A 26378-nucleotide genomic window follows, 5' to 3' on the forward strand; every position below is an offset into this window, starting at 1 on the left:
CTGTGTCCTTGTTATGTGCGCTTCGCTCAGATGCGGGCGGCGATCTGGCTGCCCATCTCGGCCGTGCTCTGCACCGGGTGGCGGGCCCCCTCGCTGTGCAGATCACCGGTAAACCAGCCCTCGGCCAGGGTCTGGGCGACCGCCTGCTCGATGGCGTCGGCCGCTTCGTGCTGCCCCAGGCTGTGGCGCAGCAAGAGGGCGGCAGAGAGGATCTGGGCGATAGGGTTGGCGATGCCCTTGCCGGCGATGTCCGGCGCCGAGCCACCGGCCGGCTCGTAGAGGCCGAAGCCCGACTCGCTCATGCTGGCGGAGGGGAGCAGCCCCATGGAGCCGGTGATCATGGCGCACTCGTCAGAGAGGATGTCGCCAAACAGGTTGGAGCAGAGCAGTACGTCAAACTGGGCCGGATCCTTGATGAGCTGCATGGCGGCGTTGTCGATATACATGTGGCTCACCGCCACATCCGGGAACTCCCTGGCCACCTGGTTGACCACCTCGCGCCACAGCACGGAGGAGGCCAGCACGTTGGCCTTGTCGATGGAGGTCACCTTGCCACGGCGGCCGCGGGCGGTGTTGAAGGCGAGGCGGGCGATACGCTCGATCTCGAAACGGTGATAAACCTCGGTGTCGAAGGCTTTCTCGGTGGTGCCTTCTCCCTCGCGGCCTTTGGGCTGACCGAAGTAGATGCCGCCGGTCAACTCGCGCACGCAGAGGATGTCAAAGCCGCGATCCGAGATGTCGGCGCGCAGGGGCGAGAAGTGCTCGAGGCCGGTGTAGAGACGGGCCGGACGCAGGTTGGAGAAGAGTTTGAAGTGGGCGCGCAGGGGCAACAGGGCGCCGCGCTCCGGCTGATCGTTGGGGGGCAGATGCTCCCACTTGGGGCCACCCACCGAGCCAAACAGCACGGCCTCGGCCGCCTCGCAGCCGGCGATGGTGCCGTGGGGCAACGGGGTGCCGTGGTTGTCGATGGCGATGCCGCCCACGTCGTGCCAGCTGTACTCCAGGCTGAAGTCAAATTTGGCCTGTACCTTCGCCAGCACCTTGATGGCTTCGGCCATCACCTCGGGGCCAATGCCGTCCCCCGGTAATACCGCGATCCGATAGCTCGTCATGTTTACACAGTCTCCGTCTTGATCTTGTTGTTGCGTTCCATCTGTTCGGCCACCTGATCGGCGCGCCAGATGCTGTTGATGACGTGAAGCAGGGCGTGTGCCGACGACTCTATGATGTCGGTAGCCAGGCCCATGCCGTGGAATTTGCGCCCCTTGTACTCGGCGACGATGTCGACCTGGCCGAGGGCATCTTCCCCCTCCCCCTTGGCCTTGAGGGCGTACTTGTCGATGCGGATCTCATAGCCGATGATGCGGTTGATGCACTGGTAGACGGCGTCGACCGGGCCGTTGCCGGTGGCGGCCTCGCTGATGACCTCGTCACCTACCTTGAGCTTGACCGAGGCGGTGGCCAGCACGGAGCTGCCACTCTGCACCCCCAGATACTCCAGCTTGAAGTGCTCGGGCTCTTCATGGATCTGGCTGAAGAAGGCGAGCGCCTCCAGGTCGTAATCGAACACCTGCCCCTTCTTGTCGGCCAGGGTGAGGAACTTGGCATAGAGATCGTCGAGGCTGTAGCTGCTCTCGTCGTACCCCATCTGCTCCATGCGGTGTTTGATGACATGACGGCCGGAGCGAGAGGTCATGTTGAGGTTGTTCTGGGTCAGGCCAATGCTCTCGGGGGTGATGATTTCATAGGTATTTTTCGCCTTGAGCACGCCGTCCTGGTGAATGCCGGAGCTGTGGGAGAAGGCGTTGGCCCCGACGATCGCCTTGTTGGGTTGCACCGGCATGTTGCACAGCTGGCTGACCAGCGTGCTGGTGCGATGGATCTCGTTGTGACGAAGACCGGTCTCGAGGCCCAGGATGTCGGCGCGGGTCTTGAGGATCATCGCCACCTCTTCCAGTGAACAGTTACCGGCGCGTTCGCCGATACCGTTGATGGTGCACTCGATCTGACGGGCCCCCATCTGCACGGCGCCGATGGAGTTGGCCACCGAGAGGCCCAGATCGTCGTGGCAGTGGACCGAGATGATGGCCTGGTCGATGTTGGGCACCCGGTTGAACAGGGTCTGGATGATGCCGGAAAACTCGGTCGGTACCGTGTAGCCGACGGTGTCGGGAATGTTGATGGTGCGGGCGCCGGCCTTGATGGCGGCCTCGACCATACGGCAGAGGTTGTCAATCGGGGTGCGGCCGGCGTCTTCGCAGGAGAACTCCACGTCGTCGGTGTAGCGCAGGGCATGCTTGATGGCGCCGACGCCCATCTCCAGCACATCTTCGAAGCGTTTCTTGAGCTTGCTCTCCACATGGATGGAGGAGGTGGAGATGAAGGTGTGGATGCGGAAGGCCTCGGCCACCCGCAGCGCCTCACCGGCGGCGTCGATGTCTTTGGGCAGGGCGCGGGCCAGGGCGCACACCCGGCTGTTCTTGATGTGGCGGGCAATGGTCTGCACCGACTGGAAGTCACCGGGGGAGGAGACGGGGAAGCCCACCTCCATCACGTCGACGCCGAGACGCTCCAGGGCTTGGGCGATTTGCAGCTTCTCCTTGACCGTCAGGCTGGCCGCCAGGGCCTGCTCACCGTCACGCAGTGTGGTGTCGAAGATGATGACCCGATTAGACATGTCGCTTACCTCTTCCTGTGTGGTGTGTGCGTCCTGCTGCGGCGATAAAAAAACCCGTGCGGGACGCACGGGTTTTTGTAAATTCCGGTTATGCCTGCGGCCCGGCTACAAGGATCCCGCGCGAATGAACGCGATTAGGGAAATTAGTAGTAGCGGGGTGGCAATACGCATCACGGCTTCAATCCTTGGTCGAAAACGCTTTTAGCAATATCGGGAATAGGGCGCCGTGTCAACCGCTATCCCTCAGCGCGGACCAGGCAACTTATTTAATCGGATTGTAAAGGAGTGCAAATTTTCTTGTTCCATCGACGGTGTTACCACGATTATTCGGCCATTCCTGCTGCCCCTCAGCGCGCCCGTAACCGGAACGACTGGTGCAGCCCTTTCCAGAAAAATCGAGGTTCCACGATGGAAAAACGTAGACCCGGACGTCCGGTCGGACGTTCTGACATCCGCGACAAGTTGCTGTCTGCTGCCCGTGAATGCTTTCGCATGAATCCCTACAGCAAGGTGACTACCCGTGAGATCGCCGAGCTGGCTGGCTCCAACCTGGCCATGATCCACTACTACTTCGGCAGCAAGGAGGGGCTCTACCAGGCCGTACTGGGTGAGCTGACCGAGCCGCTCGATCAGGTGTGGCGGGATGAGTGCAGCCAACGCTCCCTCGAGGAGCTGGTGGCTACCCACTATCAGGTGATGGGGCCGGAGGGGGAGCTCAATACCACACTCACCAGTGCGCTGGCCGCCGAGAGCAGCCCGGGCCGGGAATTTGTGCTTAACCAGCTTATCAGTCGTCAACTGCCCCAGTTCGATCAGCTCATCGAGCAGATGGAGGCCAAGGGTGAACTGGATCAGACCCTGGATCCGACCCTGCTGCGCCTCTCGTTCCTGAACCTGATGTGGCAACCGCTGATGATGCGCGAGATGTATGAGAAGGTGTTTGGGGTCACCATGGATGAGGGCTTCATGTCCCGCCTGGCCCAGCACAACTGCCGCCTCATCTCCTCGGGGCTACGCGGCGCCGCCGCTCATTAAGCGAAAGGGCCTGCGGGCCCTTTCATCATTCTGTTACCCCCTCTTCAACGAACTGTCATCTGCGCTCGCCATGCTGCACTCATCATCGGCAGGGAGGGCTGGACATGAATCGGGTACAACGCTGGGACGAGCGGGTCAGCCGCCTCTGTCTCACTCACTCCTACAATCGGGTACAGGCCCGGATCAGCCGGCTGGTGTCACGCACCGGCGATGGTCCACTCTATGCGCTGGTAGCGGCCGCGGCGCTGTGGAGCGACATGGAGAGCCACTGGCACTGGGTGAGGGTGCTGCTGCTTGCCTTCGCCCTTGAGCTGCCCTGCTATCTGCTCCTCAAGAACCTGATCCGGCGCCGGCGCCCGGCCGGTCTGCCGGTGTTTATTACCCCCTCCGATCGTTACAGCCTTCCTTCGGGCCACACTGCCGCCGCTTTTCTGGTGGCCGTGGTGCTGGGGAGCCTTTATCCCGTGCTGCTGCTCCCCTTGCTGCTATGGGCGGCGCTGGTCGGGGCCTCACGGCTGCTGCTGGGGGTACACTACCCGAGCGATCTGCTGGCCGGCGCCCTGCTTGGCACCGGATGCGCCCGGCTCGCACTGGAGTGGGCATGATGCGTATCCTCTTCGGTGTACAGGGAACGGGGAACGGCCATATCGCACGCTCCCGCACTCTGGCCCGGGCCCTGGCGGGCTCCGGCGTCCAGGTGGACTATCTGCTGAGTGGGCGAGAGCCCGAAGGCTATTTCGACATGGAGGCCTTCGGTGACTACCGCGCCTTTGCCGGGCTGACCTTCGTCAGCCATGAGGGGCGCATCTCCCCCTGGCGAACGCTGACCGCCAGTCATCCCATGCGTTTTTGGAATGATCTCTCGGCCATCGACTGCCGTGGCTACGATCTGGTGATCAGCGACTTCGAGCCCCTGACGGCCTATGCGGCCAGGCGAGCCGGTTGCCCCACTCTCGGGATCAGCCATCAGGCCAGCTTCGAGTGGCCGGTGCCACGCTGGGGGGAGAATGGCTTCAATCGCTGGCTGATGCGCCACTTTGCCCCGGTGCAGCGTCAGATCGGTTTACACTGGTTCCACTTCGGCGCACCCCTGCTGCCCCCCATCATAGATGCGTTACAGCCGTCGCCGGATAATGGCACCCTGCTGGTTTACCTCCCCTTCGAGGGGGTGGCGCAGATCCAGGGGCTGCTCTCCCGTTTTACCCTGCATCGCTTCGTCTGTTTTCACCCCGAGGTTCAGACACCCTGTCAGTGGCGCAACATCGAGTTTCGTCCCCCCTGTCGGCAGGGATTCATCGATGCCCTCAGAGGGTGTCGGGGCGTCATCAGCAACGCCGGTTTCGAGTTGGCCAGCGAGGCGCTCTCCCTGGGCAAGAAGCTCTTGGTCAAACCCCTGCGGGGGCAGTTTGAACAACTGACCAACGGCCGCAGCCTGGCCCTGATGGGATTGGCTACTCTGATGGACAGCCTGGATGCCAACACCTTGCGCCGCTGGCTCGACGAGGAGGGGGCAGGCAGGGTCGTCTGGCCAAACGTGGCCCAGGCGCTGACGCAGTGGCTGGTGGCCGGCGCCAGTGAGCCACTGGAGAGCCTCTCCCGACGCCTGTGGTTGCAGACCCAGTTTCCTGAAGAGGTGAGTGAGCGATTGTGTGAGCTGGGGGCGAAGGAGGGGAGCGGGGCCGGTTGGCTGGCGACCGAGCGTGGCCATTGACTAAGCTTGAGGAGCCACGGCGGCAATCAAGGAGTGATAACCATGCGCTTTACCAATGAACACGGCGAGTCCATGACCCTGGCCGACAACCTCACCCTCAAGGAGCTGCTGGACATGGGGATCAGCATCTCGGTCAGCGAAGAGACCGATCCCGAGCAGCAGATCTGGTTGGCCGAGCCCGATGAGCAGGGGCGGCAGAAATAGATCTCTTCCTCGCGCCCGGCTTCGCCGGGCGCTCCATTTAGTCCACCAGTGTTAGATATAAATGCTGACAGCCTCCGCTAAAATGGCAGTTTCATCGCAAACTATCCCGCCAGCTCTCTGAAATAGTGGCAATCGCCAACAGATCTGACTACCCCCGTCACCATAAACTCATGGACAAGGCCCAGGCGGCGGGTTAAGTTGGTTTTTCAACCCTTTTACGAGGGTGTGAACAGAATCGAGAAGACAGTACCGTCTCCTGCACTCGTTCTTGTCCCTGCTGGCCGGGGATGAGAGCGTGCCGGGAAGCCGCAGGGGCCGGTATCCATTGCTAAAACGGAGCAAAGCCTGGAGGGCTTTATCATGGAGATGTTATCAGGCGCCCAGATGGTGGTTCGTGCGCTGGAGGATCAGGGGGTTGAGCACATATTTGGCTACCCCGGTGGCTCGGTGCTCGACATCTACGACGCTCTCTTCGAAAACAGCAAGATCGAACACGTGCTGGTACGCCATGAGCAGGCGGCCGTGCACATGGCCGATGGCTATGCCCGCTCTACCGGCCAGGTGGGGACCGTGCTGGTGACCTCGGGTCCCGGTGCCACCAACTGCATCACGGGGATTGCCACCGCCTACATGGACTCTATCCCCCTGGTGATCCTCTCTGGCCAGGTGCCGACCGGCATGATCGGTGAAGATGCTTTTCAGGAGACCGACATGATCGGCATCTCCCGTCCCGTGGTGAAGCACAGCTTCCTGTGCAAGAAGGCGACCGATATCCCCGAGGCCATCAAGAAGGCTTATTTCATCGCTGCCAGTGGCCGCCCGGGGCCCGTGGTGGTGGATCTCCCCAAGGATGTGCAAAATCCGAAGGAGAAATTCCCCTACCAGTATCCCGAGTCGGTCTACATGCGTTCCTACAACCCCACCAAGGCGGGGCACAAGGGACAGATTAAGCGGGCCGCCAAGGCCCTGGCCGAGGCGACCCGCCCGGTCATGTATGTGGGGGGCGGGGCTATCGCCGCCAACGCCGATGGTCTGGTGACCAGGCTGGCCGAGCTGTTCAACCTGCCGGTGACCACCACTCTGATGGGGCTGGGCGCCTTCCCGGGTACCCACCCGCAGTTTATCGGCATGCTCGGCATGCACGGTACCTTCGAAGCAAACAAGAGCATGCATCACTCGGACCTGATCCTGGCGGTCGGGGCGCGCTTCGATGACCGGGTGACCAACAACGTGGCCAAGTTCTGCCCCCACGCTACCGTGGTTCATATCGACATCGATCCCACCTCCATCTCCAAGACGGTGCAGGCACACATCCCCATCGTCGGCTCGGTGGAGACGGTGCTCGAGCAGATGCTCGAGGCCATCGCCGAGAACGGCTTTGACAACGACAAGCAGGCGCTGGATGAGTGGTGGAGCCAGATCAATCAGTGGCGCGAGCGCAAGTGCCTGGGCTACCAGCGTAGCGAGAGCATGATCAAGCCGCAGCAGGTAATCGAGACCCTCTACAAGGTGACCCGGGGTGAGGCCTTCGTCGCCTCCGACGTGGGTCAACACCAGATGTTTGCCGCGCTTTACTACCCGTTTGCCAAGCCGCGCCAGTGGATCAACTCGGGTGGCCTCGGCACCATGGGCTTTGGTATTCCGGCCGCCATGGGTGCCCAGTTCGCCAACCCGGATGCGGTGGTCTGCTGCGTCACCGGTGATGGCTCGGTGCAGATGAACATTCAGGAGCTCTCGACCTGCCTGCAATACGGCATCCCCATCAAGATCATCTCCATCAACAACCGTGCGTTGGGCATGGTCAAGCAGTGGCAGAAGATGTTCTACGGCGGCCGTCACAGCCACTCCTACATGGAATCCCTGCCCGACTTCGTCAAGCTGGCCGAGGCCTATGGTCATGTGGGCATCGCAGTGAGCGATCCGGCCGAGCTGGAGGGGGCCATGGAGCGGGCGTTCGCCCTCAAGGATCGCCTGGTGTTTATGGATATCTCGGTCGATCCGGACGAGCATGTCTACCCCATGCAGATCAAGTTTGGCGCCATGGATGAAATGTGGCTGAGCAAGACGGAGAGGACCTGACAATGGGGCACACTTTTCCGGTCGAATCCATGGAGATCAAGTTTGGCTCCATCTATGACGAAATGTGGCTAAGCAAGACGGAGAGGAGCTGATGAGACACATCATATCGGTACTGCTGGAGAACGAGTCCGGCGCCCTGAGCCGGGTGGTAGGCCTCTTCTCCCAGCGTGGCTACAACATCGAGACCCTGACGGTGGCGCCGACCGAGGATCCCACCCTGTCGCGCATGACCATAGTGACCATGGGCGACGAGCGGGTACTCGAGCAGATCAACAAGCAGTTGCACAAGCTGGTGGATGTGCTCAAGGTCTCCGATATCACCGAAGGGGAGCATATCGAACGGGAGCTGGCGCTCATCAAGGCGCGCGCCACCGGGGCGGGTCGTGACGAGCTCAAGCGTCTGGCGGATATCTTCCGTGGCCAGATCGTCGATGTCACTCCCGAGCTCTACACGGTGCAGTTGGTGGGGACCAGCGAGAAGCTGGATGCCTTCATCAAGACGGCGGCCCAGACCAACGAGATCGTCGAGGTGGTGCGCTCCGGCGTGTGTGGCATCGCCCGTGCGGAGAAGGCGTTACGGGCCTGACTGCCAGGCAGGTCGAAATAGAAGAGGGGGCCACTGGCCCCCTCTCTTATTTCATCTGGTGTTACAGCACCTTTTCATGCGGTGTTACAGCACCTTGCGCAGGGCTCGCGCCAGTCGCTGTACTCCCTCTTCGATGGTGGCCTCATCGACGCAGGAGAAGCTCAGACGCAAGGTGTTCTTGATCTCGGGACGCACGTAGAAGGGGGCCCCCGGCACGAAGGCCACCTTCTCCTCGATGGCCAGATCGAAGAGGGTCATGGCACAGACCGACTCGGGCAGGGTCAGCCAGAGGAACATGCCTCCCTCGGGTCGGGTCCAGCGTACGCCGGGCGGACAGTGGCGGGCCAGCGAGGCCTCCATGGCGGCGCGCTGACGGCCGTAGACGGCCTTGATCTTCTCCAGATGTGCATCGAGAGAGTGAGTGGTGAGGAAGCGGTGCAACACCTGTTGGCTGAAGGCATTGCTGTGCAGATCGGTGGCTTGCTTGGCGATGGTCACCTTCTTGCGCAGCCAGCTTGGTACCACCATCCAGCCGAGGCGGAAGGCGGGCACGACCGTCTTGGAGAAGGAGCCCAGCAACACGGTATTGTCCGGTGCCAGTTTGGCGATGGGATCGACCAGCTCCCCCTCGAAGCGCAGCTCGCCGTAAGGGTCGTCTTCCACCATCAGCAGATCGTGGCGCACCAGACGCTCGGCGACCGCCACCCGGTTGGCCGGGCTGTAGCTCACCCCGGACGGATTCTGGAAGTTGGGCACCCCATACAGGATACGGGCCGAGGTACCGCTCGCCAGCAGGGCGTCGAGGGCGGCGAGATCCAGCCCCTCCTCACCCAGGGTGATGGGACGGAACACCGGTTGATAGACCGAGAAGGCCTGGATGGCGCCGAGGTAGCCGGGCTCCTCGATGATGAGATCTTGTCCCTCATCGACCAGCACCTTGCCAAGCAGATCCAAGGCCTGCTGGGAGCCACTGGTGATGAGGATGTTGTCCGGATCCACCTGCATGCCATAACGGCTCAGGTAGCGGTCGGCGATGTAGTGGCGCAGGGGGGCATAGCCCTCGGTGGTGGCATATTGCAGGGCTGCGGCTCCCTGCTCCTGCAGCACAGCCTGGCAGGCCTCTTCGATCTCCTTGACCGGAAACAGGTTCGGATTGGGCAGGCCGCCGGCAAACGAGATGATCTCGGGACGGGTCGCTACTTTGAGGATCTCGCGGATGAAGGAGGGCTCGACCTTCTCGAAGCGTTGGGCAAAAAACGGTTGCATTGGGTCTCTCTCTGCATGGGGCAGCCACTCCATTTGGCCACCAGGTTATCCGTTTGTAGCAGATTTAAAAAATGAGGCAACCGGCAAGCGGTGAGAATAAAAACGGGCAGGAGAAATCCTGCCCGAATTTTATGCCCATGAGGGCGCCATTTGTCGCTTTTTTCTCACCCCTATTCCGGCGCCTTCAGATAGCGCAGCAGCAGCTCTGTGCCATCGGCGATCTGCTTCTGCACCCGGCCGGGGAACAGCTCATCCATCTTGTCGAGACGATCGTACTGGGTATGCCATATCTTGCCCCACTGGGTCTCGGCGGTGCGATCGCAGGCGCTTGTGGTGGCCGGGTCGTAGCAGTCCCACAGCGCTGGATTGGTGGTCTGGGAGTAGCCGTCATAGCCGTCATGCCCGTTGATGGTGAAGTTGGTGGCCTCCACATAGGCAACCGGAATACCGAGGCAGGCGAAGCCGGCATGATCGGACCAGCCCCCTGTCTCCCCTTGGGGGTAGCCGGGGAAGGCCGGGTGCAGCTGGTAGGCATCCATGCCACCGGTCGCGGAGAGGGCCAGCAGGCGATCGCGCACCTTGGGATCGAAGCTGTAGCGGCCCGGATCGGCGCACTCGTATTCGGCCACGTCGGAGTGGGCGGAGTGGACGTAGAGGATATCGCCGCCGGCGATGGTGTCGTAGTTGACCATGGCCTTGATCCGGCTCACCTCGTCGTTGGTCAGGGTGGCCACATAGGCCTTGGAGCCGTTGAGGCCATTCTCTTCGGCTCCGAAGAAGAGAATGCGCACCGTATAGGGGAGGGTCTGTCCCTTGAGTGCTTCGGCAGTGGCCAGCAGCGCGGTGACGCCGGCACCGTTGTCGGTTGCCCCCTCCGATCCCTTCGTCTCTCCCGTGCTGTCGTAGTGAGCACCGACGACGATGATCCGATCGCTCTTGCCCGGGATCACCACCGAGAGGTTTTCCGAACGCATCTCGACCCCTTTCTTCTGGTAGGTGAAGGGTTGACGGGTCACATCATAGCCCCAGCCGATCAACTTGTCGGCGAGCCAGTTGGCGGCCCGGGTCTCGGCGGTGCTACCGGTCGGCCGGGCACCGATCCCCTGGGTGCCGGAGCTCAACTCGATCAGGTAGTCATAGGCCTTGACGCCGGGAGCGGGGGGTTGGGAGTCATTGGCGGATTCATTGCATCCCGGCAACAGGGTAGAGAGCAGCAGGGCTAGCACGGTCTTATTCATTTTCGCTTCCTTTCTTTATTATTGAGGAGTACTGGGTAAAACATCGACACATTGCCCAATAATCAGTCATATGTGTGTGATCTGACCGCTGTTTTCATATTTTTAGCCTGCCGAGAGTAACTCTTGGGTGAATTAAAATTCAATATTTTTGTTTATCGAGTCTTTTCGTGTGGGGTGTCGCGGGGCTTGCACCGGCATGGGGTCGTTCTGGTGGGAGAATATGCAGGGGGGAACAGAGGGGGGCTATTTACGCAGAGAAAGTGTGCGAAACAGTTGCACTCCCGGGCTTTCTTGGGATAATTCGCTACCCTGTTTGACTGTGTTAATCCAAAGCGAAGAGTTCCCCTATGTCAGTAACCCAAGACGAGTTCAATGAAGACGGCAAGTTCATGCGCAAGGTGCGCAGCTTCGTCCGTCGTGAAGGCCGCCTGACCAAGGGTCAGGAGAAGGCCCTGGCCGACCTGTGGCCCGTCATGGGGGTCGACTTCGCCCCGGCCAAGCTGGATCTGACCACCCTCTTCGGCCGCGAGGCTCCTGTGGTACTGGAGATCGGCTTCGGCATGGGCGCCTCCCTGGTCGAGATGGCCAAGCATGCCCCTGAGAAGAACTTCATCGGCATCGAGGTACACACCCCGGGAGTCGGCGCCTGTCTGAGCGCCGCCGAAGAGGCGGGTGTCACCAACCTGCGTGTCTTCTGCCACGACGCCATCGAGGTGCTGGACCTGATGATCCCGGACGCCTCTCTCGCCTGCCTGCAACTCTTCTTCCCGGATCCCTGGCACAAGAAGCGTCACCACAAGCGCCGTATCGTACAGCCGGAGTTTGCCCAGAAGATCCGCCAGAAGATCGCCGTCGGTGGCGTCTTCCACATGGCCACCGACTGGGAGAACTATGCCGAGCACATGCTCGAGGTGATGAGCGCCGCCGAGGGGTATGAGAACACCTCCACCACCGGCAACTGGGTGGAGCGTCCCGAGTGGCGCCCGCTGACCAAGTTCGAGCAGCGCGGCCATCGCCTTGGCCACGGTGTCTGGGATCTGATTTTCAAACGTATCAACTAACTAGCAGGAGATCTCTCATGGCCAATCGTAGCCGTCGTCTGCGCAAGAAACTGCGGGTAGACGAGTTCCAGGAGCTGGGCTTTGACCTCAACTGGGCCTTCCCGGTCGGCACGTCCGAGGCGCAGATCGATGCCCTGGTCGACGCCTTCATCGATGAGGTGATCGAGCCGCGCAAGCTGGCCTTCGCGGGCTCCGGCCACCTCTCCTGGGAGGGGATGATCTGCACCCAGGCCATCGGCAAGTGTACCGATGAAGATCGTCAGCTCGTCGAGGGCTGGCTCAAGGGCAAGGGGATGGAGCAAGTCGCCGCCTCTTCCCTGTTCGACCTCTGGTATGGCGAACCGGCCTAAGCCGCTATCGCCCTGAAAAATCCCGCCATCGGCGGGATTTTTGTCTGGCAAGAAAGGGAGATTCCATGCTTTCAGATGCCCTGCTCGACTCGATATTGAGCGAGGTGCGACCCCTGCTCGGTGAGGGGCGGGTGGCCGACTATATTCCGGCCCTGGCCCAGGTGCCGGCCGATCGCCTCGGTATCGCTGTCTGTACCGTGGACGGCACCCTCTACACAGCCGGGGATGCCACCGAACCCTTCTCGATCCAGAGTATCTCGAAAGTGCTCAGCCTGACGCTGGCCCTCACCCTCTATGAGGAGGAGGAGATCTGGAGCCGGGTCGGCAAGGAGCCTTCGGGACAGCCTTTCAACTCCCTGGTCCAGCTCGAGTTCGAGCAGGGTATTCCCCGCAACCCCTTTATCAACGCCGGGGCTCTGGTGGTGAGCGATCTGCTCGAGACCCGTCTCACGGCGCCGCGTCAACGCACCCTGGAGCTGGCCCGCCGGCTGGCTGGTAACCCCGCCATCATTGCCGATGCGGTGGTCTCCCGCTCCGAGTATCAGCACTCGGCCCGCAATTCGGCCATTGCCTATCTGATGAAGGCCTATGGCAACTTCCACAATGAGGTGGACAAGGTGCTGCAGAGCTACTTCAATGCCTGTGCGATCCGCATGAGCTGTGTCGATCTTGCTCGCGCCTTCGTCTATCTGGCCAATCGGGGAACCCCCCTCGATGGCCAGGCTCTGCTGGCTCCGCGAACCACCAAGCAGGTCAATGCCCTGCTGGCGACCTGCGGCCTCTATGACGAGGCGGGGGATTTTGCCTACCGGGTGGGGATGCCGGGCAAATCGGGGGTCGGTGGTGGTATCGTCGCCGTGATCCCGGGTGAGCTGTCGGTCTGTGTCTGGTCTCCCGAGCTTAACAAGGCGGGCAACTCCCTGGCGGGAACGGCGGCACTGGAGTGCTTGGCCGAACGGCTGGGGCGCTCGATTTTCTGATTTAACGTCATTCAACGGAAACTGCATGATGAAGATAAACCTGGTTCGTCTGACAACCCTGCTCTGCGCCGGCCTGGCCTGGAGTGCAGGAGCCCTGGCCGGTGAGCTGCTCACCCTGAGCTATCAAGAGGCACACACCAGGGGCGCGGGCATCATAGATGTGCGTCCCAGCAACCTCTATCAGGGCTGGCCGGCAGCGGGTGAGCAGGTGGGGGGCCATGTGAAGGGGGCCGTCAACCTCTCCGGTGACTGGAAGATCCCCGAGGATCAGTGGCCCCGTCTCCTGGCCGAGAAGGGGCTCGACAAGAACAAGCCGGTCGCCCTCTACGGCGACAAGCGTCAGGTGGCCGAGATCGCCATGATGCTGGAGAAGCAGCACGGCTTCACCCAGCTCTATGAGCTGAGCGACTGGCAGAAGGCACCCCTCGAGCGCCTGCCGCGCTGGCAGCAGCTGGTGTATCCCCAGTGGCTGGAGGCGCTGCGCAAGGGCGAAAAGGTGGTTGCCGCTCCCAAGGGGGAGTGGCGCCTGTTTGAGGTGGACTGGGGTGCCCCCAAGGCATTTCTCATCGGCCATATTCCCGGTGCAGGTTACATCGATACCAACGGTCTCGAGGCCGAGCCCCTGTGGAACAAGGTCTCTGACGACAAGCTCGAGAAGCTGCTGCTGGAGAAGGGAATCCGTCACGACACCACCGTCATCCTCTACAGCCGCAATACCATGGCGGCAGCCCGTGCGGCGCATCTGATGCTCTATGCCGGGGTCAAGGATGTTCGTCTGCTCGACGGCGGTTTTAACGCCTGGACCAACCAATATATGCGGATGCTGCCGACCGAGACCGGCTTGCCCCACGATTATCCGGCGGCCAAGGCGTTCGGGGTCAAGATCCCCCTGCATCCCGAGTACCTGACCGACGTACCTGGCGCCAAGCAGGTGCTGGCTGCCAAGGATGGGGCTCTGGTCAGCGTGCGCAGCTGGCCCGAGTTTATCGGTGAGACCTCGGGTTACAGCTATATCGAGCCCAAGGGAGAGATCCCCGGCGCCAAGTGGGGTCATGCGGGAGCCGATGCCAACGACATGAGTGACTACCACAACCCGGATGGCACCATGAAGGATGCCAGCCAGCTCCTGGCCATGTGGCAGCAGTGGGGGATCACGGCCGACAAGCAGGCGGCCTTCTACTGCGGTACCGGCTGGCGTGCCTCCGAGGCCTTCTTCTACGCCTGGCTGATGGACTGGCGACGCATCAGCGTCTATGACGGGGGCTGGTACGAATGGAGCGCTGACCCCAAAAACCCCGTCGTGACCGGTGAGCGTCAACCGGGGTGAGAGACAGAGGCCGAACCCATGTTCGGCCTCTTTTTTTGCGTCTTTCTCAACAGGGTCTCCTCATTCTGCGATGCAGAATGCACCGATTGGCTATCGACCTCGCTTCGAGCGGCAGTGTTAACGGTGTGGCGTGTGATATGCAGAGTGCTCCTCTCGAAACCGGGTTGTCGCAAGGAGCGCATCATGTCGATAAGGCAGAAACTGGGGCTGGGGATCATCTTGCCCCTCTTGGTACTGGCCGCCCTGATGATGGGGGCATTTCACCTGGCCAACCGAATGATGGATGGTATGAACGCCATGTATCAGGGGGAGGTGGTCCAGCTCAAGGAGCTCAAACAGATCGCCGATCTCTACGCCGTCAACATCATAGACGCGGCCAACAAGACCAATGTGGGAGGCATGACCGGCGTTGAGGCTCGCCAGGGGATGCTCGATGCCCGCAGCCAGACGCAAACCATCTGGCGCACCTACCGCAGTGCCTCTATGTCCGATGAGGAGAACCGGCTCGCCGATGAGGTGGAGCGGTTGTTGACCCCGGCCGATCGGGAGGTCGATCGCATTGTGGCTGTGCTCGATGGCATCAAGCCGGGAGAGCTTGCCCCCTATATCATGCCCCTCTATAACACGGTCGATCCCTTCAGCACGGCGGTGAGTAACCTGGTGGAGTACCAACTTCTCTCCGCAGAGCGCAGTATGGCCGCTCTCAATGGCCTCAAGAGCGCCAGATTGGGTCTGCTGATGGTATTGGGAGGTGCCGCCATGGTGGCGCTGGTGTTGGTTGGGCTCTGGATCGGGCGCAGTGTCAGCCAGCCCCTTGCCCTGATGGCCAGTGGCCTCTCCAGGATGGAGCGGGATCTGGATCTGAGTCAGCAGATCCCCATAGTACGGCAGGATGAGCTGGGCTCTCTGGCCAGGGGGCTCAACGGGGTAAGCCAGCAGTTTCGCCTGACCATAGGGGAGATCTCGGGCATGACCCGCACCCTGGCCGACTCGGCGCGGGCCCTCTCGACCCTGTCGGGAGAGAGCCGTAACCTGATGAATCGCCAGCAGGCCGAGACCGAACAGAGTGCGACGGCCATGAATCAGATGAGTGCCACCGTCTCCGAGGTGGCCCACAGCTCGACCAGCGCAGCCGATGCCGCCGCCCGGGCGGATCAGAGTGCCCGCCGCGGTCAGAGTGTGGTGCGCGAGGCGATCAAGGGCTCCGAGACCCTCTCAAGTCAGATCCGCAGCACGGCCGACCTCATTACCCAGCTCACCAACGCCAGCAACGATATCAGCAGCGTGATGGATGTGATCCGCGGCATCGCCGAGCAGACCAACCTGCTGGCTCTCAACGCCGCCATCGAGGCCGCTCGGGCCGGGGATCAGGGGCGTGGCTTTGCGGTGGTGGCCGATGAGGTGCGCACCCTGGCCCAGCGTACCCAGAACTCCACCAGCGAAATTGCCCAGACCATCGACAAGTTGCAGCAGGGGGCAAGCCAGGCGGCGGAGAGCATGCAGCAGGGGCTGGCCATGGTCGATCAGACCACTGAGACGGTCCGCCAGTGCGGCTCGGCGCTGGAAGAGATAGTGGGGGCCGTGGATCTCATTAGCGAGATGAACACCCACATCGCCACGGCGGCCGAAGAGCAGAGCAAGGTGGCCGAAGAGATCTCCCGCAATGTCTCCAACATCTCCCACATTGCCAGTGAGACCAATGCGTCGGCGGATACCCTGATGGGGCGCAGCAGCGAGCTGGAGGATCTGGCCGCCGGGCTCAAGGCCAAGGTCGGCCAGTTCCACTGCTAGCAGGCCTGCCCGCGAGAGAGGGCCGTGGTGGCCGCCTCTTGCTGGGTGGCAAAGAGGCGGGCGAAGCGGGAGCTCGGGTTGGCCAGCAGGGCCACCGGTGAGCCCTGCTCCACCACCCGGCCCGCCTCCATGACGATGACCCTGTCCATGGCCAGCAGGGGGGCCAGGTGGTGGGCGATCACCAGGAAGCTTGCCTCGCCGCGCCAGCGGTAGAGCAGCTCGGCGGCGCGTGCCATGGCCTGGGGATCGAGATCCGAGGTGGCCTCGTCGAGCACGATCAGGGGGCGGCGTGAAAGCAGGATACGCGCCAGCACCAGCAGTTGGGTCTCACCGGCCGACAGCTGCAGGGCGTCGAGGGGCTGGTCCAGCTGCCCCAGGCAGCGATCGGCCAGACCGACCCGATCCAGTGCCGCGAGCAGAGTGGCCTCCTCCTGCCCGCCGAGGGGGGCCAGGTTTTCGCGCAGGGAGCCGAAGAAGGTAAGCGGGGTCTGGGAGACGGTGTCGAAGAGGGAGCGCACCGCCTCAGGGTCGAGCCGTGACAAGGGGTGTCCGGCGAACAGTATCTCTCCCTCGGCGGCCGGGTACATGGCCTGCAGCAGGCCGAGCAGGGAGCTCTTGCCGGCGCCGGTGCGCCCGCACACGCCCACTTTCTCCCCGCGTCCCAGGGTGAAACTCACCTCGCGCAGGGCCCATTGGGGCGCCTCGGGGTAGCGCAGCCCCACCCCTTCGAAGCGCACCACCGGATGGGGTTCGGTGAGGAGTTCACCGCCCGCCCGCTCGGTCTCTATCTCGCTGTACTCGCGCACCCGCTCCACCGCATTCATTACCTGTTCTACCTCCGCCAGGGTGCGGATCAGGGCATTGAGCATGCTCGAGGTGGTGAAGGCATAGGTGATGGCGAGGCCACCGATGAGGGGGCTGGCACCGAAGGCGACCAGCAGCGCCACGCTACCCACCAGGCTGGCCGAGACCAGGGTTTGATGGATGCCGAGCCAGCGGTTGATGGAGGTGGTGGTGTACCAGCTCTGCAGGTTACGGTCGAAGTGGGTCAGCACCTGGTCCAGGGCGAAGCGCTCGGCCCCCGCCAGGCGCAGGGAGGGGGCACCACGAATGGTTTCACCGATGGCCACATAGAGGGGGGAGCGCAGCACCGACGAGTAGCGGCGCAGCTTGAGCTGAACCCGGCGATAGCCACGCTGTAGCCGGTAGAGTGCCAGAGCCAGCAGGGCGAACAGGGGCAGCAGCAGGGGCATCTGGCTGCCGATCACCCCCATCTGCAGCACTATGGTCACTCCCATGGCGAGCAGGGCCGTCATCATGGAGATGAGGGCCTCCTGGGCCTCCCCAAGATCGTGGTCGAAGCGGTTGAGGATGCGCCCCTGGGGCACCTTGTCGAAGAAGGCCATGGGGGCACGCGAGATCCTCCCCAACATGCCCTGAAAGAGGCGCCAGGCGAGCCGCAGCGCGAGCCGGTAGTCGAGTACCCGGCCCAGGGCCAGGGCCAGCAGGGCTCCGCCACCGAGCAGGGCATAGCCGGTCAGCAGGGTAGCGGCGTCACGTGCCCCCTGGCTGCCGAGCCAGAGGTCCGAGCCGATACGCAGCCCCTCCTGCAGCACGGTGAGTAGCACCACCCCGAGCACCATGGCCGGTGCCGCCACCTGGCGCCACAAGAAGCCGAGCAGCCCCCAGTCGACGCCCCCCTGGGCCACCGTCTCGTCACTGAATTGCTCTGCCTCGTCGGCACGGGCCGTCGGGGGGAGGGAGGGGGGCAGGGGCAGCTCATCCACCTGCTCGCGGGGCAGCGGGACCAGGGCGCAGCCACGCACCGCGAAGACCCGGTCGCAACGGGCCAGCACTCGGGGATCGTGGCTCACCAGCAGTCGGGTCGGCCCGGGGCGGAAGGTGAGGCCGCGCGCCAGCACCTGCTCGGCCACCAGGGGATCGAGGGCCGACAGGGGGTTGTCGAGCAGCAGGATGTCGGCCCGGGTGTAGAGGGCACGGGCCAGGGCCACCCGTTGCTGTTGGCCGCCCGAGAGGCGGGTGCCGAGTTCGCCCACCAGGGTCTGGTCACCGTGGGCGAGCAGGGCGAGGTCGGTCTCGAGGGCGCTGGCCCCCAGTACCCACTGGTAGCGCGCCTCGTTCCAGGGTTGGCCGAACAGTATGTTGTTGCGCAGGGTATCGTTCATCAGCCAGGGCTTGTGTCCCAGCAGTCCTACCTGGCCGGCGCGGCGCAGGGAGCCGGAGAAGTCGTCGTCGAAGCCGGCGATGAGGTGCAACAGGCAGCTCTTGCCGCTGCCGGTTTCCCCCGTGATGCCGATGATCTCTCCGGGGGGGACCCGCAGGTCAACGTTCTGAAGTACGGTGCGATCCTGGTGACGCACTCCGACCCCTTCGAGCACCAGGGCCCCGGTGGGCAGGGCGGGGTCATCGAGCACCCTGTGCTGCTCCGGGGTGTCGAGGAAGTCGGTGACGCGGCGGATGGCGGTGTTGAAGTTAATCGCCAGGCGCACCTGATGGGGCAGGCGCATCATGGGCATGCGCAGTACGGCGAACAGGGCAATGGTGGTGAATACCTGGGGCATGGTGAGGGCCTGCCCCGCCAGCAGATAGGTGGCGAAGGTGGCCAGGGTCACCAGCAGGGCGGCACCGTGGCTCAGTGTGTCGTGGAGGGCATCGAGGCGCAGGATGCGGCGCAGGCTGGTGAGTTCCTCGGCACGGCGTGCCTCGGCGCGGCGGATGAAGAAGGGGCCGAGACCATTCTGGCGCACCAGCCGCAGTTTCTTGATGTACTCGGCCAGGATGCCGTTGCGCTCATCCTGACGCTGCTTGAGCACCCTCTCCTGACGGTTCATGCGGCGCACCAGCTCGGAGGAGCCGATCAGCAGCAGGGCCAGCATGGCGCAGCCGACCAGCCCGGCCTCGCCCACTTGCCACACCAGCAGGGCGACGGTGCCGATCAGCTGGAGCAGGGTGAACAGCAGACTGAGGGGCTCGGCCAGCATCCAGGAGACATCCCACACATCCTTGTTGATAAGATTCTGTACCCGGCCTCCGGCACGGTCGTCGAACGCCTTGCCGCCGATGCGCAGCACCTTGGCAAGCAGGGCCTCGGTGAAGAGGCGGCGCAGCGGAATGTGGGACTTGAGGGCAAGCTGCAGGGCGTGCTCGGCCAGCAGGCCACTCGCCAGCACGCTCAGGGTGAGCGCCAGGGCGAGCCCGAGATTCTCCCACAGGGGGGCCGTACCGCCCAGATCCGTCATGGCCCGGTTGAGCAGCCAAGGGCTGGCGAGGCTGGCGAGCACCGCCAGTCCCTGCAACAGGGTGCCGAGCAGGAAGCGGCGGCGCACGGTACCGAGAGCGAAACGGCACAGTCCCCAGGCGCTGGTGCCGGGGCGGGCGGTGAGGGCGAGAAAGGCGTCGGCACGGTGGCCGCGGCGATCCTGGGGGAGCAGGGGATAGAGATCGTCCTGGCTGACGGCGCCGGGCTGATAGCCCTTCTGCACCAGGGGGTGCGCCCAGCGATAGAGCAGGCGGCTCAGCCAGGAGGCCGAGCGTTCCGGGTGGTTCACGTTTGCTTCCTTGTCGTTGTCTTGGGCCGCCTCTTCCGTGGGCGGCCCTCTACTATCGGGGCTTTCTGGCTCCCGATCAACGGTCGCGATTGAGCGTGATGAGGCGATCCAGGATGCGCTCACCGTCGGCGCGGATGCCGTTGTGCTCGTACTCGTTGGTGATCCAGGCGCGGCTGTTGCCAAGGCCCTTGAGGGTGTCGCGGCTGTAGTCGAACTCCACATACATGTCGTCGGCGTAGACGGCGCAGGCGACCGGCACCCGGTTGGCGGCCAGGCGCGCCCGGTCGTAGAGGGGGCCCCAGTCGCTCTTCATGGCGAGCCGCTGGGCCGCCGCGCGCAGGGGCAGCAGCTCGCGAAACTGCTCGAACATCCAGGGGTAGATCATCTCGCCGGTGAAGTGCAGCGGCTTGCCCGGCGCCCAGTCGAGCTCGGGGTGACGGCCGCGCACCCGCTCTGCCGCCCAGCCGGTGGCGACCCCTTCGGCGTAGATGGCCTCGTGCAGGATGGCGAAGATGGGGTGACCGTTGAACGGCTGCATCCCCTGCAGCTGATAGAGGAAGGCGTCACTGAGGCGCTCCCCGTCGAAGGCCCCCTCGAGCAGGAAGTAGAGGGACTCGGGGCCGCCGCTGGCGCCGAGATCCAGCCCCTGCTGCTGGAACTGCTCCACCGTCAGGCGCTGACCGTTCGGCAGGCGCACGTCGTGGTGATAGAGATGCCCGGCGAGGCGATCCAGCATCCCCTGCATGGCCGGGAAGCGCGCGCACAGGGCTGCCTGCTTGTCGGCCACCCGGCGCAGGGTGGCCTCGTAGACCTCGTCGGCGCTGCGCCCCACGGGCGGGATCCCGCCCGTGATGTAGACCTCATGCAGAGCCTCGGGGAAGAGGGAGAGGTAGGTGAGGCAGCAAAAACCGCCGAAGCTCTGACCAAGCAGGCTCCAGGGACGGTCGGGGCTGAGCCTTGCGCGCAGCCACTCGGCGTCGCGTACTATGCTGTCGGCGCGAAAATGGCTCAGGTACTCGGCCTGCTCCTCCACGCTGAGGTGGGCGAGCCCTCGGGCGCTCACCGCCATGGAGCTGCCGGTGCCGCGCTGATCGAGCAGCACCACCCGAAACTCCTGCAGCGCCCGTTTGATCCAGCCGCTGCGGGCAGTCGGACGCGGCGCTCCGAAGCCCGGCCCCCCTTGCAGGAACAGCAGCCAGGGCAGATCCTCGTCGCGCCGCTGCGCGTCCACCAGAGTGCGGGCGAACAGGGTGAGCTGCGCCCCGTCCGGTTTGGTGTGGTCGAGGGGAACCTCAAGGGTCATGGGCTGGCAGTACATGCCGTCGAGCTGGTAGGGGGTCATGGATGCATCCTGGCAAGGGAAAGGCGTCATGATAGCGGGAGGCTAGGGCGGGGTCACCGGATTGTTAATAAACCCTTGAATAGGGTAGGGTTCACCTCTATCTAGGGACGACTGATTCGAGTGAGAGGTTGGGTAATGAGTAGAGAAGAAGTAGCCGGTGTTGCGATGCAGGGAAGCCGTTTGGGGCGAGTGATCTTCTGGAGCCGCTGGCTACAGCTGCCCATCTATCTGGGATTGATCGTGGTGCAGGGGGTCTATGCCTGGAAGTTCCTCGCCTCCCTGTGGGAGTTGCTGCACAACCTGACCCGGCTGACCGAGACCGAAATCATGCTCTCGGTGCTGGCGCTGATCGATGTGGTGATGATCGCCAATCTGCTGCTGATGGTGACTGTCGGGGGCTATGAAACCTTCGTGTCACGGCTGCGCATCCAGAATCATCCGGATCAGCCCGAGTGGCTCGGTCACGTCAATGCCTCTGTGCTCAAGGTGAAGCTCTCCATGGCCATCATCAGCATCTCGTCGATCCACTTGTTGCAGACCTTTATCAACGCCAGCCGGCTCGACGAGCACACCATCAAGTGGCAGCTCTTCATTCACCTGGCCTTCCTGCTGTCGGCGGCCGCCATCGCCTTTACCGACAAGCTGCTGACACAACATCAGGAACACTGACAATAAGGCACTGGCTACCAATTGACTAACCTGTCAGACCGCAGCATCATGCCGCACCCCCACAGGGAGTGGGGTTGCGGGAGTGGTCATGAGAGTGAGTCGCAGGCGAGGTGTTCACAGGGGGTGGAGGGTCTCTCCGGCCACCGTGTTGGGATGTGGCATGTTGCTTTTTTCTTCCCTGTGTGGGGCCGTGCATGCTCCATGCCGTTGCCAATGTATATTGAGAGAGGGCCCGCGACGCGGGCCTTTTTCGTGCTCGGCGCCGGAAAAACAAAAAGCCCGCTCTGTTGAGCGGGCTTTTCAAATTTGGCTCCTCCGACTGGACTCGAACCAGTGACATACGGATTAACAGTCCGCCGTTCTACCGACTGAACTACGGAGGAAGAGTCTTGGTGCCCAGAGACGGAATCGAACCGCCGACACGGGGATTTTCAATCCCCTGCTCTACCGACTGAGCTATCTGGGCAACGGCGCGCATTAAACCCCGTATGCCTTTGAGTGTCAACCGCGAGATGCACTTTTCTCGTCGTTTCGATTCGTTCGCTGTTTTTTTATCCCGTTCGTCGAGAAACCATGCAGATATCCCCCATAGACCCGCTTCCCAAACAGAGATGCCACTCCCCGGGGAGTGGCATCTTCAGGCAGGAGAGGCGCTCGATCAGACCGGGTCCAGGGTGTCCAGTGGCCAGCGTGGCACGGCCTTGACCTCGAGCGTCTCGAATACGCCGGCCTTGAGGCGCTGCATACCGGCGTAGGCGATCATGGCGCCGTTGTCGGTACAGTATTCGGTGCGCGGATAGAACACTTCGCCGCCGAGAGCTTGCATCATCTCGGCCAGCTGGGCGCGCAGGTAGCGGTTGGCACTGACGCCGCCCGCTACCACCAGACGTTTGAGGCCGGTCTCCTTCAAGGCGCGGCGGCACTTGATGGCGAGCGTGTCGACCACGGCCGCCTGAAAGGCGTGGGCGATATCGGCGCGGGTCTGTTCGTCGCTCCCCTCGGCGGCGATGGTGTTGGCCGCGAAGGTCTTGAGGCCGGAGAAGCTCATATCGAGCCCGGGGCGATCGGTCATGGGACGAGGGAAGAGGAAGCGGCCCGGGGTGCCCTTCTCGGCCAGACGCGACAGCAGCGGGCCGCCGGGATAGTCGAGCCCCATCAGCTTGGCGGTCTTGTCGAAGGCCTCGCCGGCTGCGTCATCGATGGATTCGCCGAGCACCTGATAGCGGCCGATGCCATCGACCCGTACCAGCATGGAGTGACCGCCGGAGACCAGCAGGGCAACAAAAGGAAATTCGGGGGCACTCTCTTCCAGCATGGGGGCGAGCAGGTGCCCTTCCATATGGTGTACCGCCACGGCGGGTTTGCCCCAGGCCATGGCCAGGGAGCGGCCTATGGTAGCCCCGACCAGCAGGGCGCCGACCAGGCCGGGACCGGCGGTGTAGGCGATGCCGTCGATATCCTCTTTGCCGAGGCCGGCTTCTTTCAATGCGGCCTGGATCAAGGGGATCGTCTTGCGCACATGATCGCGACTCGCCAGCTCGGGGACGACACCGCCGTAATCCGCGTGGAGCTTGACTTGGCTGTAGAGCTGGTGGGAGAGGATCCCACGTTGATCGTCGAAGATCGCGATCCCGGTTTCGTCACAGGACGTCTCGATTCCCAATACTCGCATTGCTTTAAATTTTCACTGCTAAAATGAGGCGGCTATGGTACCCTTCGCGGGTTTTTTAGACCAGCGATCTCTGCCGGGTTTACTTTCATTCCCGAAACTGAGTATAATTTCGCACCATTTTAAGTCATGCTGTTCGCGCCTTGCGCCCAGCAACCCATTTATCACCGAGGTGAAAGGCACATGCCCGTAATTAAAGTCCGTGAAAACGAGCCGTTTGACGTAGCTCTGCGTCGCTTCAAGCGTTCTTGCGAAAAGGCCGGTATCCTGTCCGAAGTTCGTAGCCGTGAGTTCTACGAAAAGCCGACCACCATCCGCAAGCGCGCCAAGGCTTCCGCTGTTAAGCGTCACGCCAAGAAGCTGGCTCGCGAAAACGCACGTCGCATCCGTCTGTACTAATCCGGATTCACTGCCGTGTCTCTGAAGGATCTGCTCAAGGATCAACAGAAAGCTGCCATGCTGGCCAAACAAAAGGCTCGCCTTGGCACTATTCGTCTGTTGATGGCCGAGATCAAGCAGCGCGAAGTAGACACTCGCACCGAACTGGGTGACGAGGAGATCCTGGCCGTGGTGACCAAGATGGTCAAACAACGCCGGGATTCCATCGCTCAGTTCGAGGCCGCCGGCCGTCAGGATCTCGCCGATATTGAATCCGCCGAGATCGTGGTGTTGCAGGAGTTCCTGCCGCAGCAGCTGACCGCCGAAGAGATCGCCGCTCTGATTGAGCAAGCCGTTGCCGATACCGGCGCCGCCGCCATGGCGGACATGGGCAAGGTGATGGGTGTTCTCAAGCCGAAGATCCAGGGACGTGCCGACGTTGGCGCTGTCAGCGCACAGGTAAAAGCCCGTCTGGCATAAGGCGACCGCGTTAGTCAAAAGAAGCCGTGCTTCCCAGGATGCGCGGCTTTTTTATTCTCTGAAAAAGGGCAACCATGGCAGGCAGGATCCCCCAATCCTTTATCGATGACCTTCTGGCCCGCACCGATATTGTCGAGCTGATCGACAGTCGGGTGCGCCTCAAGAAAGCCGGTAAGAACTACCAGGCGTGCTGCCCTTTTCACAACGAGAAGAGTCCCTCCTTCTCGGTCAGCCCCGAGAAGCAGTTCTATCACTGCTTCGGGTGTGGTGCCCATGGCACCGCCGTCGGTTTCCTGATGGAGTACGACGGCCTCGAGTTTCCCGATGCCATCGAGGAGCTGGCCAGCCTGCATGGCCTCACAGTGCCGCGTGAGCAGAGTGGCGGCGGTAGCGGATCCTACGGATCCCAGCCTGCGGTCAGCAAGGATCTGTTCGATCTGATGGCCCAGATCGCCCGTTTCTACGAGTCCAACCTCAAGGGGGCTCCCCAGGCGGTGGAGTACCTCAAGGGGCGGGGACTCACCGGTGAGGTGGTGAAGAAGTTTGCCATCGGTTATGCCCCCAACGAGTGGGATCAGGTGCGCCGCCGCTTTGGTGCCGGTCACGAACAGGAACAGCAGCTTATCACCGGCGGCATGCTGATCCCGCGTGACAACGGCCCGGGCAGCTATGATCGCTTCCGCGATCGCATCATGTTCCCGATCCGCGACAAACGGGGCCGGGTGATCGGCTTCGGCGGTCGGGTGCTGGGGGAGGGGACGCCCAAGTATCTGAACTCTCCCGAGACCCCCATCTTCCACAAGGGGCGCGAGCTGTTCGGCCTCTATGAGGTGCGACAGGCCCACAAGGATCTGCGCCGGATCCTGGTGGTCGAAGGGTATATGGATGTGGTGGCCCTGGCCCAGTACGGCATCGACTATGCGGTGGCGGCACTCGGTACCGCGACCACCAGCGATCATATCCACACCCTGTTTCGCACCACCGCCGAGGTGGTCTGCTGTTACGACGGGGATAACGCCGGACGGGAAGCCGCCTGGCGGGCGCTTGATAACGCCTTGCCCCACCTGCAGGACGGGCGCGAGCTCAAGTTTGTCTTTCTGCCGGACGGCGAGGACCCCGATTCTCTGGTGCGCCAGATTGGCAAGGACGACTTCGAGACTCTGCTCGAGCAGGCCCAGCCCTTCGCCGAGTTTATGTTCGAGCGCCTCGAGCGGGATGCCGCCCTCTCGGGAGAGGCGGGCAAGTTCGAGGTCGCCAACAAGGCGGCTGAGCTGATCCGCCGGGTGCCGGAAGGTTTCACCCGCGAGGGGCTCATCACCCGGCTGTCGCGCATGATGCGCTGGGGTGAGAACAAACAGCGTATCGACGAGCTGTTTGCCCGTCACAGCCAGCCCAAGGCGGATACGCCGCGTCTCCAGAAGGGCAAGTTGACCCCGCTGCGCCGGGCGCTGGCGCTGATGGTGCAGTATCCGGCTCTGGCCGCCGAGCTGCCGGTAATGCCGGAGCTGGCTGGCCTCAAGGTGGCGGGTATTCCCTTCCTGCTGCAGCTGCACAGCCAGATCTGCAAGTGGCCCGAGGTGACGACTGCTATCTTGCTCGAACATTGGCGTGGTACCAAAGAAGGAGAGATCCTGGCCCAGCTCGCCATGCATGATCTCTATGAAGGAATAGAAACCGAAGAGGGGGCCGTTCAGCAAGAGCTGGAAGATACCTTCGTCGGTTTTATTAACCTCTTTCTCAAGCAGCGCATCGAAGAGCTGCAGGGGAAGGTGGGTCAAGAGGGGCTGACACCGGAGGAGACCCGGGAGCTGCTGTTGCTGCTCAAGGAAGTTTCGCTTGAAAAAAGAAGTGACAACGGGGCTTGATATTTAAAGGGCTAGCCCCTATACCAGTGCTGTTGCCCGAATTGACGGGATGAAAAGAAGCAATATGAACAATGACCACCTGGCCCTGAGCAGAGCGAGGG

At 62.7% G+C, this 26378-nt stretch carries 22 protein-coding genes and 2 tRNA genes; 15 read left to right on the top strand and 9 right to left on the bottom strand.

The annotated features are described in order from the left end of the window. Positions 1-26: 26 nt before the first annotated feature. Both leuB and leuA read right to left on the bottom strand, forming a co-directional pair. Complete coding sequence (leuB, locus tag AB5Y48_RS04185) at positions 27-1112, bottom strand: 3-isopropylmalate dehydrogenase (RefSeq protein WP_368163812.1); 1086 nt, start codon at positions 1110-1112, stop codon at positions 27-29. A gap of 2 nt (positions 1113-1114) precedes the next feature. Beyond that, positions 1115-2677, bottom strand: a complete 1563-nt coding sequence (gene leuA / locus AB5Y48_RS04190) for a 2-isopropylmalate synthase (RefSeq protein WP_368163813.1) — start codon at positions 2675-2677, stop codon at positions 1115-1117. A 408-nt stretch (positions 2678-3085) separates the two neighbouring features. Between leuA and AB5Y48_RS04195 the strand changes: the two genes are divergently transcribed. The 6 genes from AB5Y48_RS04195 (at position 3086) to ilvN (ending at position 8292) form a co-directional block, all read left to right on the top strand. Beyond that, positions 3086-3712, top strand: coding sequence for a TetR/AcrR family transcriptional regulator (locus AB5Y48_RS04195; RefSeq protein ID WP_050667177.1), 627 nt, complete (start codon positions 3086-3088; stop codon positions 3710-3712). Between the two features lie 104 nt (positions 3713-3816). Further along, positions 3817-4317, top strand: a complete 501-nt coding sequence (locus AB5Y48_RS04200; RefSeq protein ID WP_136614370.1) for a phosphatase PAP2 family protein — start codon at positions 3817-3819, stop codon at positions 4315-4317. Beyond that, positions 4317-5423 (top strand): MJ1255/VC2487 family glycosyltransferase, encoded by a 1107-nt coding sequence (locus AB5Y48_RS04205; protein ID WP_060588341.1) that lies wholly within the window; start codon positions 4317-4319, stop codon positions 5421-5423. The genes AB5Y48_RS04200 and AB5Y48_RS04205 overlap by 1 nt, the downstream gene beginning before the upstream one ends. A gap of 42 nt (positions 5424-5465) precedes the next feature. Next, positions 5466-5627 (top strand): hypothetical protein, encoded by a 162-nt coding sequence (locus tag AB5Y48_RS04210; RefSeq protein ID WP_136614369.1) that lies wholly within the window; start codon positions 5466-5468, stop codon positions 5625-5627. A 360-nt stretch (positions 5628-5987) separates the two neighbouring features. After that, positions 5988-7706: an acetolactate synthase 3 large subunit gene (locus AB5Y48_RS04215; RefSeq protein WP_050667175.1), complete on the top strand. Its 1719-nt coding sequence runs from the start codon at positions 5988-5990 to the stop codon at positions 7704-7706. Between the two features lie 91 nt (positions 7707-7797). Further along, the gene (gene ilvN / locus AB5Y48_RS04220; RefSeq protein WP_050667174.1) at positions 7798-8292 is read left to right on the top strand and encodes an acetolactate synthase small subunit; all 495 of its coding nucleotides are present in this window, start codon (positions 7798-7800) and stop codon (positions 8290-8292) included. A gap of 84 nt (positions 8293-8376) precedes the next feature. On the opposite strand, the gene AB5Y48_RS04225 is transcribed toward ilvN, so the two are convergent. Next, the gene (locus tag AB5Y48_RS04225) at positions 8377-9558 is read right to left on the bottom strand and encodes a PLP-dependent aminotransferase family protein (RefSeq protein ID WP_060587640.1); all 1182 of its coding nucleotides are present in this window, start codon (positions 9556-9558) and stop codon (positions 8377-8379) included. Between the two features lie 170 nt (positions 9559-9728). Further along, on the bottom strand, positions 9729-10796 hold the full coding sequence (locus AB5Y48_RS04230) for a M28 family metallopeptidase (RefSeq protein WP_224163591.1): 1068 nt from the start codon (positions 10794-10796) through the stop codon (positions 9729-9731). Positions 10797-11143: 347 nt separating this feature from the next. On the opposite strand from AB5Y48_RS04230, the gene trmB reads away from it, so the two are divergent. From trmB to AB5Y48_RS04255, 5 genes are all read left to right on the top strand, one after another. After that, on the top strand, positions 11144-11857 hold the full coding sequence (gene trmB / locus AB5Y48_RS04235) for a tRNA (guanosine(46)-N7)-methyltransferase TrmB (RefSeq protein ID WP_368163814.1): 714 nt from the start codon (positions 11144-11146) through the stop codon (positions 11855-11857). 17 nt (positions 11858-11874) lie between these two features. Then, a complete protein-coding gene (locus tag AB5Y48_RS04240) occupies positions 11875-12207 on the top strand; it encodes a YggL family protein (protein WP_050667170.1) in 333 nt (110 codons plus the stop codon). Positions 12208-12272: 65 nt separating this feature from the next. Next, on the top strand, positions 12273-13187 hold the full coding sequence (gene glsB / locus AB5Y48_RS04245; RefSeq protein ID WP_368163815.1) for a glutaminase B: 915 nt from the start codon (positions 12273-12275) through the stop codon (positions 13185-13187). A 28-nt stretch (positions 13188-13215) separates the two neighbouring features. Next, positions 13216-14514: a rhodanese-like domain-containing protein gene (locus tag AB5Y48_RS04250; protein WP_368163854.1), complete on the top strand. Its 1299-nt coding sequence runs from the start codon at positions 13216-13218 to the stop codon at positions 14512-14514. A gap of 183 nt (positions 14515-14697) precedes the next feature. After that, complete coding sequence (locus tag AB5Y48_RS04255) at positions 14698-16305, top strand: methyl-accepting chemotaxis protein (RefSeq protein ID WP_368163816.1); 1608 nt, start codon at positions 14698-14700, stop codon at positions 16303-16305. On the opposite strand, the gene AB5Y48_RS04260 is transcribed toward AB5Y48_RS04255, so the two are convergent. Beyond that, a complete protein-coding gene (locus AB5Y48_RS04260; protein WP_368163817.1) occupies positions 16302-19874 on the bottom strand; it encodes an ATP-binding cassette domain-containing protein in 3573 nt (1190 codons plus the stop codon). The two genes, AB5Y48_RS04255 and AB5Y48_RS04260, sit on opposite strands and share 4 nt — an antisense overlap. Positions 19875-19950: 76 nt before the next feature. Then, entirely contained in the window at positions 19951-21216 is a 1266-nt protein-coding gene (locus AB5Y48_RS04265) for an alpha/beta fold hydrolase (RefSeq protein WP_368163818.1), read from the bottom strand. Between the two features lie 135 nt (positions 21217-21351). Between AB5Y48_RS04265 and AB5Y48_RS04270 the strand changes: the two genes are divergently transcribed. Continuing rightward, complete coding sequence (locus AB5Y48_RS04270) at positions 21352-21885, top strand: TIGR00645 family protein (protein WP_050667578.1); 534 nt, start codon at positions 21352-21354, stop codon at positions 21883-21885. Between the two features lie 307 nt (positions 21886-22192). On the opposite strand, the gene AB5Y48_RS04275 is transcribed toward AB5Y48_RS04270, so the two are convergent. The 3 genes from AB5Y48_RS04275 to tsaD all read right to left on the bottom strand — a co-directional run bounded on the left by AB5Y48_RS04275 (position 22193) and on the right by tsaD (position 23557). Continuing rightward, a tRNA-Asn gene (locus AB5Y48_RS04275) sits at positions 22193-22268 on the bottom strand. A 7-nt stretch (positions 22269-22275) separates the two neighbouring features. Continuing rightward, positions 22276-22351: transfer RNA gene (locus AB5Y48_RS04280), tRNA-Phe, on the bottom strand. A gap of 192 nt (positions 22352-22543) precedes the next feature. Continuing rightward, positions 22544-23557, bottom strand: a complete 1014-nt coding sequence (gene tsaD, locus AB5Y48_RS04285; protein ID WP_060587621.1) for a tRNA (adenosine(37)-N6)-threonylcarbamoyltransferase complex transferase subunit TsaD — start codon at positions 23555-23557, stop codon at positions 22544-22546. 180 nt (positions 23558-23737) lie between these two features. On the opposite strand from tsaD, the gene rpsU reads away from it, so the two are divergent. From rpsU to dnaG, 3 genes are all read left to right on the top strand, one after another. After that, positions 23738-23953 carry a 30S ribosomal protein S21 gene (rpsU, locus tag AB5Y48_RS04290; RefSeq protein WP_005350755.1) on the top strand — a complete coding sequence of 72 codons (216 nt, stop codon included), beginning with the start codon at positions 23738-23740 and terminating at the stop codon, positions 23951-23953. 15 nt (positions 23954-23968) lie between these two features. Then, complete coding sequence (locus tag AB5Y48_RS04295; protein ID WP_224160989.1) at positions 23969-24412, top strand: GatB/YqeY domain-containing protein; 444 nt, start codon at positions 23969-23971, stop codon at positions 24410-24412. Between the two features lie 74 nt (positions 24413-24486). Beyond that, entirely contained in the window at positions 24487-26277 is a 1791-nt protein-coding gene (gene dnaG / locus AB5Y48_RS04300) for a DNA primase (protein WP_368163819.1), read from the top strand. The last annotated feature ends 101 nt before the right edge of the window (positions 26278-26378 follow it).

Origin of the sequence: Aeromonas sp. R6-2 (assembly GCF_040908155.1) — a bacterium.
Classification (GTDB): domain Bacteria; phylum Pseudomonadota; class Gammaproteobacteria; order Enterobacterales; family Aeromonadaceae; genus Aeromonas; species Aeromonas schubertii.

Coding starts and splice junctions, on each gene's coding strand:
- leuB (WP_368163812.1), bottom strand. CDS start 1,112: ATGACGAGCTATCGGATCGCGGTATTACCGGGGGACGGCATTGGCCCC.
- leuA (WP_368163813.1), bottom strand. CDS start 2,677: ATGTCTAATCGGGTCATCATCTTCGACACCACACTGCGTGACGGTGAG.
- AB5Y48_RS04195 (WP_050667177.1), top strand. CDS start 3,086: ATGGAAAAACGTAGACCCGGACGTCCGGTCGGACGTTCTGACATCCGC.
- AB5Y48_RS04200 (WP_136614370.1), top strand. CDS start 3,817: ATGAATCGGGTACAACGCTGGGACGAGCGGGTCAGCCGCCTCTGTCTC.
- AB5Y48_RS04205 (WP_060588341.1), top strand. CDS start 4,317: ATGCGTATCCTCTTCGGTGTACAGGGAACGGGGAACGGCCATATCGCA.
- AB5Y48_RS04210 (WP_136614369.1), top strand. CDS start 5,466: ATGCGCTTTACCAATGAACACGGCGAGTCCATGACCCTGGCCGACAAC.
- AB5Y48_RS04215 (WP_050667175.1), top strand. CDS start 5,988: ATGGAGATGTTATCAGGCGCCCAGATGGTGGTTCGTGCGCTGGAGGAT.
- ilvN (WP_050667174.1), top strand. CDS start 7,798: ATGAGACACATCATATCGGTACTGCTGGAGAACGAGTCCGGCGCCCTG.
- AB5Y48_RS04225 (WP_060587640.1), bottom strand. CDS start 9,558: ATGCAACCGTTTTTTGCCCAACGCTTCGAGAAGGTCGAGCCCTCCTTC.
- AB5Y48_RS04230 (WP_224163591.1), bottom strand. CDS start 10,796: ATGAATAAGACCGTGCTAGCCCTGCTGCTCTCTACCCTGTTGCCGGGA.
- trmB (WP_368163814.1), top strand. CDS start 11,144: ATGTCAGTAACCCAAGACGAGTTCAATGAAGACGGCAAGTTCATGCGC.
- AB5Y48_RS04240 (WP_050667170.1), top strand. CDS start 11,875: ATGGCCAATCGTAGCCGTCGTCTGCGCAAGAAACTGCGGGTAGACGAG.
- glsB (WP_368163815.1), top strand. CDS start 12,273: ATGCTTTCAGATGCCCTGCTCGACTCGATATTGAGCGAGGTGCGACCC.
- AB5Y48_RS04250 (WP_368163854.1), top strand. CDS start 13,216: ATGAAGATAAACCTGGTTCGTCTGACAACCCTGCTCTGCGCCGGCCTG.
- AB5Y48_RS04255 (WP_368163816.1), top strand. CDS start 14,698: ATGTCGATAAGGCAGAAACTGGGGCTGGGGATCATCTTGCCCCTCTTG.
- AB5Y48_RS04265 (WP_368163818.1), bottom strand. CDS start 21,216: ATGACCCCCTACCAGCTCGACGGCATGTACTGCCAGCCCATGACCCTT.
- AB5Y48_RS04270 (WP_050667578.1), top strand. CDS start 21,352: ATGAGTAGAGAAGAAGTAGCCGGTGTTGCGATGCAGGGAAGCCGTTTG.
- tsaD (WP_060587621.1), bottom strand. CDS start 23,557: ATGCGAGTATTGGGAATCGAGACGTCCTGTGACGAAACCGGGATCGCG.
- rpsU (WP_005350755.1), top strand. CDS start 23,738: ATGCCCGTAATTAAAGTCCGTGAAAACGAGCCGTTTGACGTAGCTCTG.
- dnaG (WP_368163819.1), top strand. CDS start 24,487: ATGGCAGGCAGGATCCCCCAATCCTTTATCGATGACCTTCTGGCCCGC.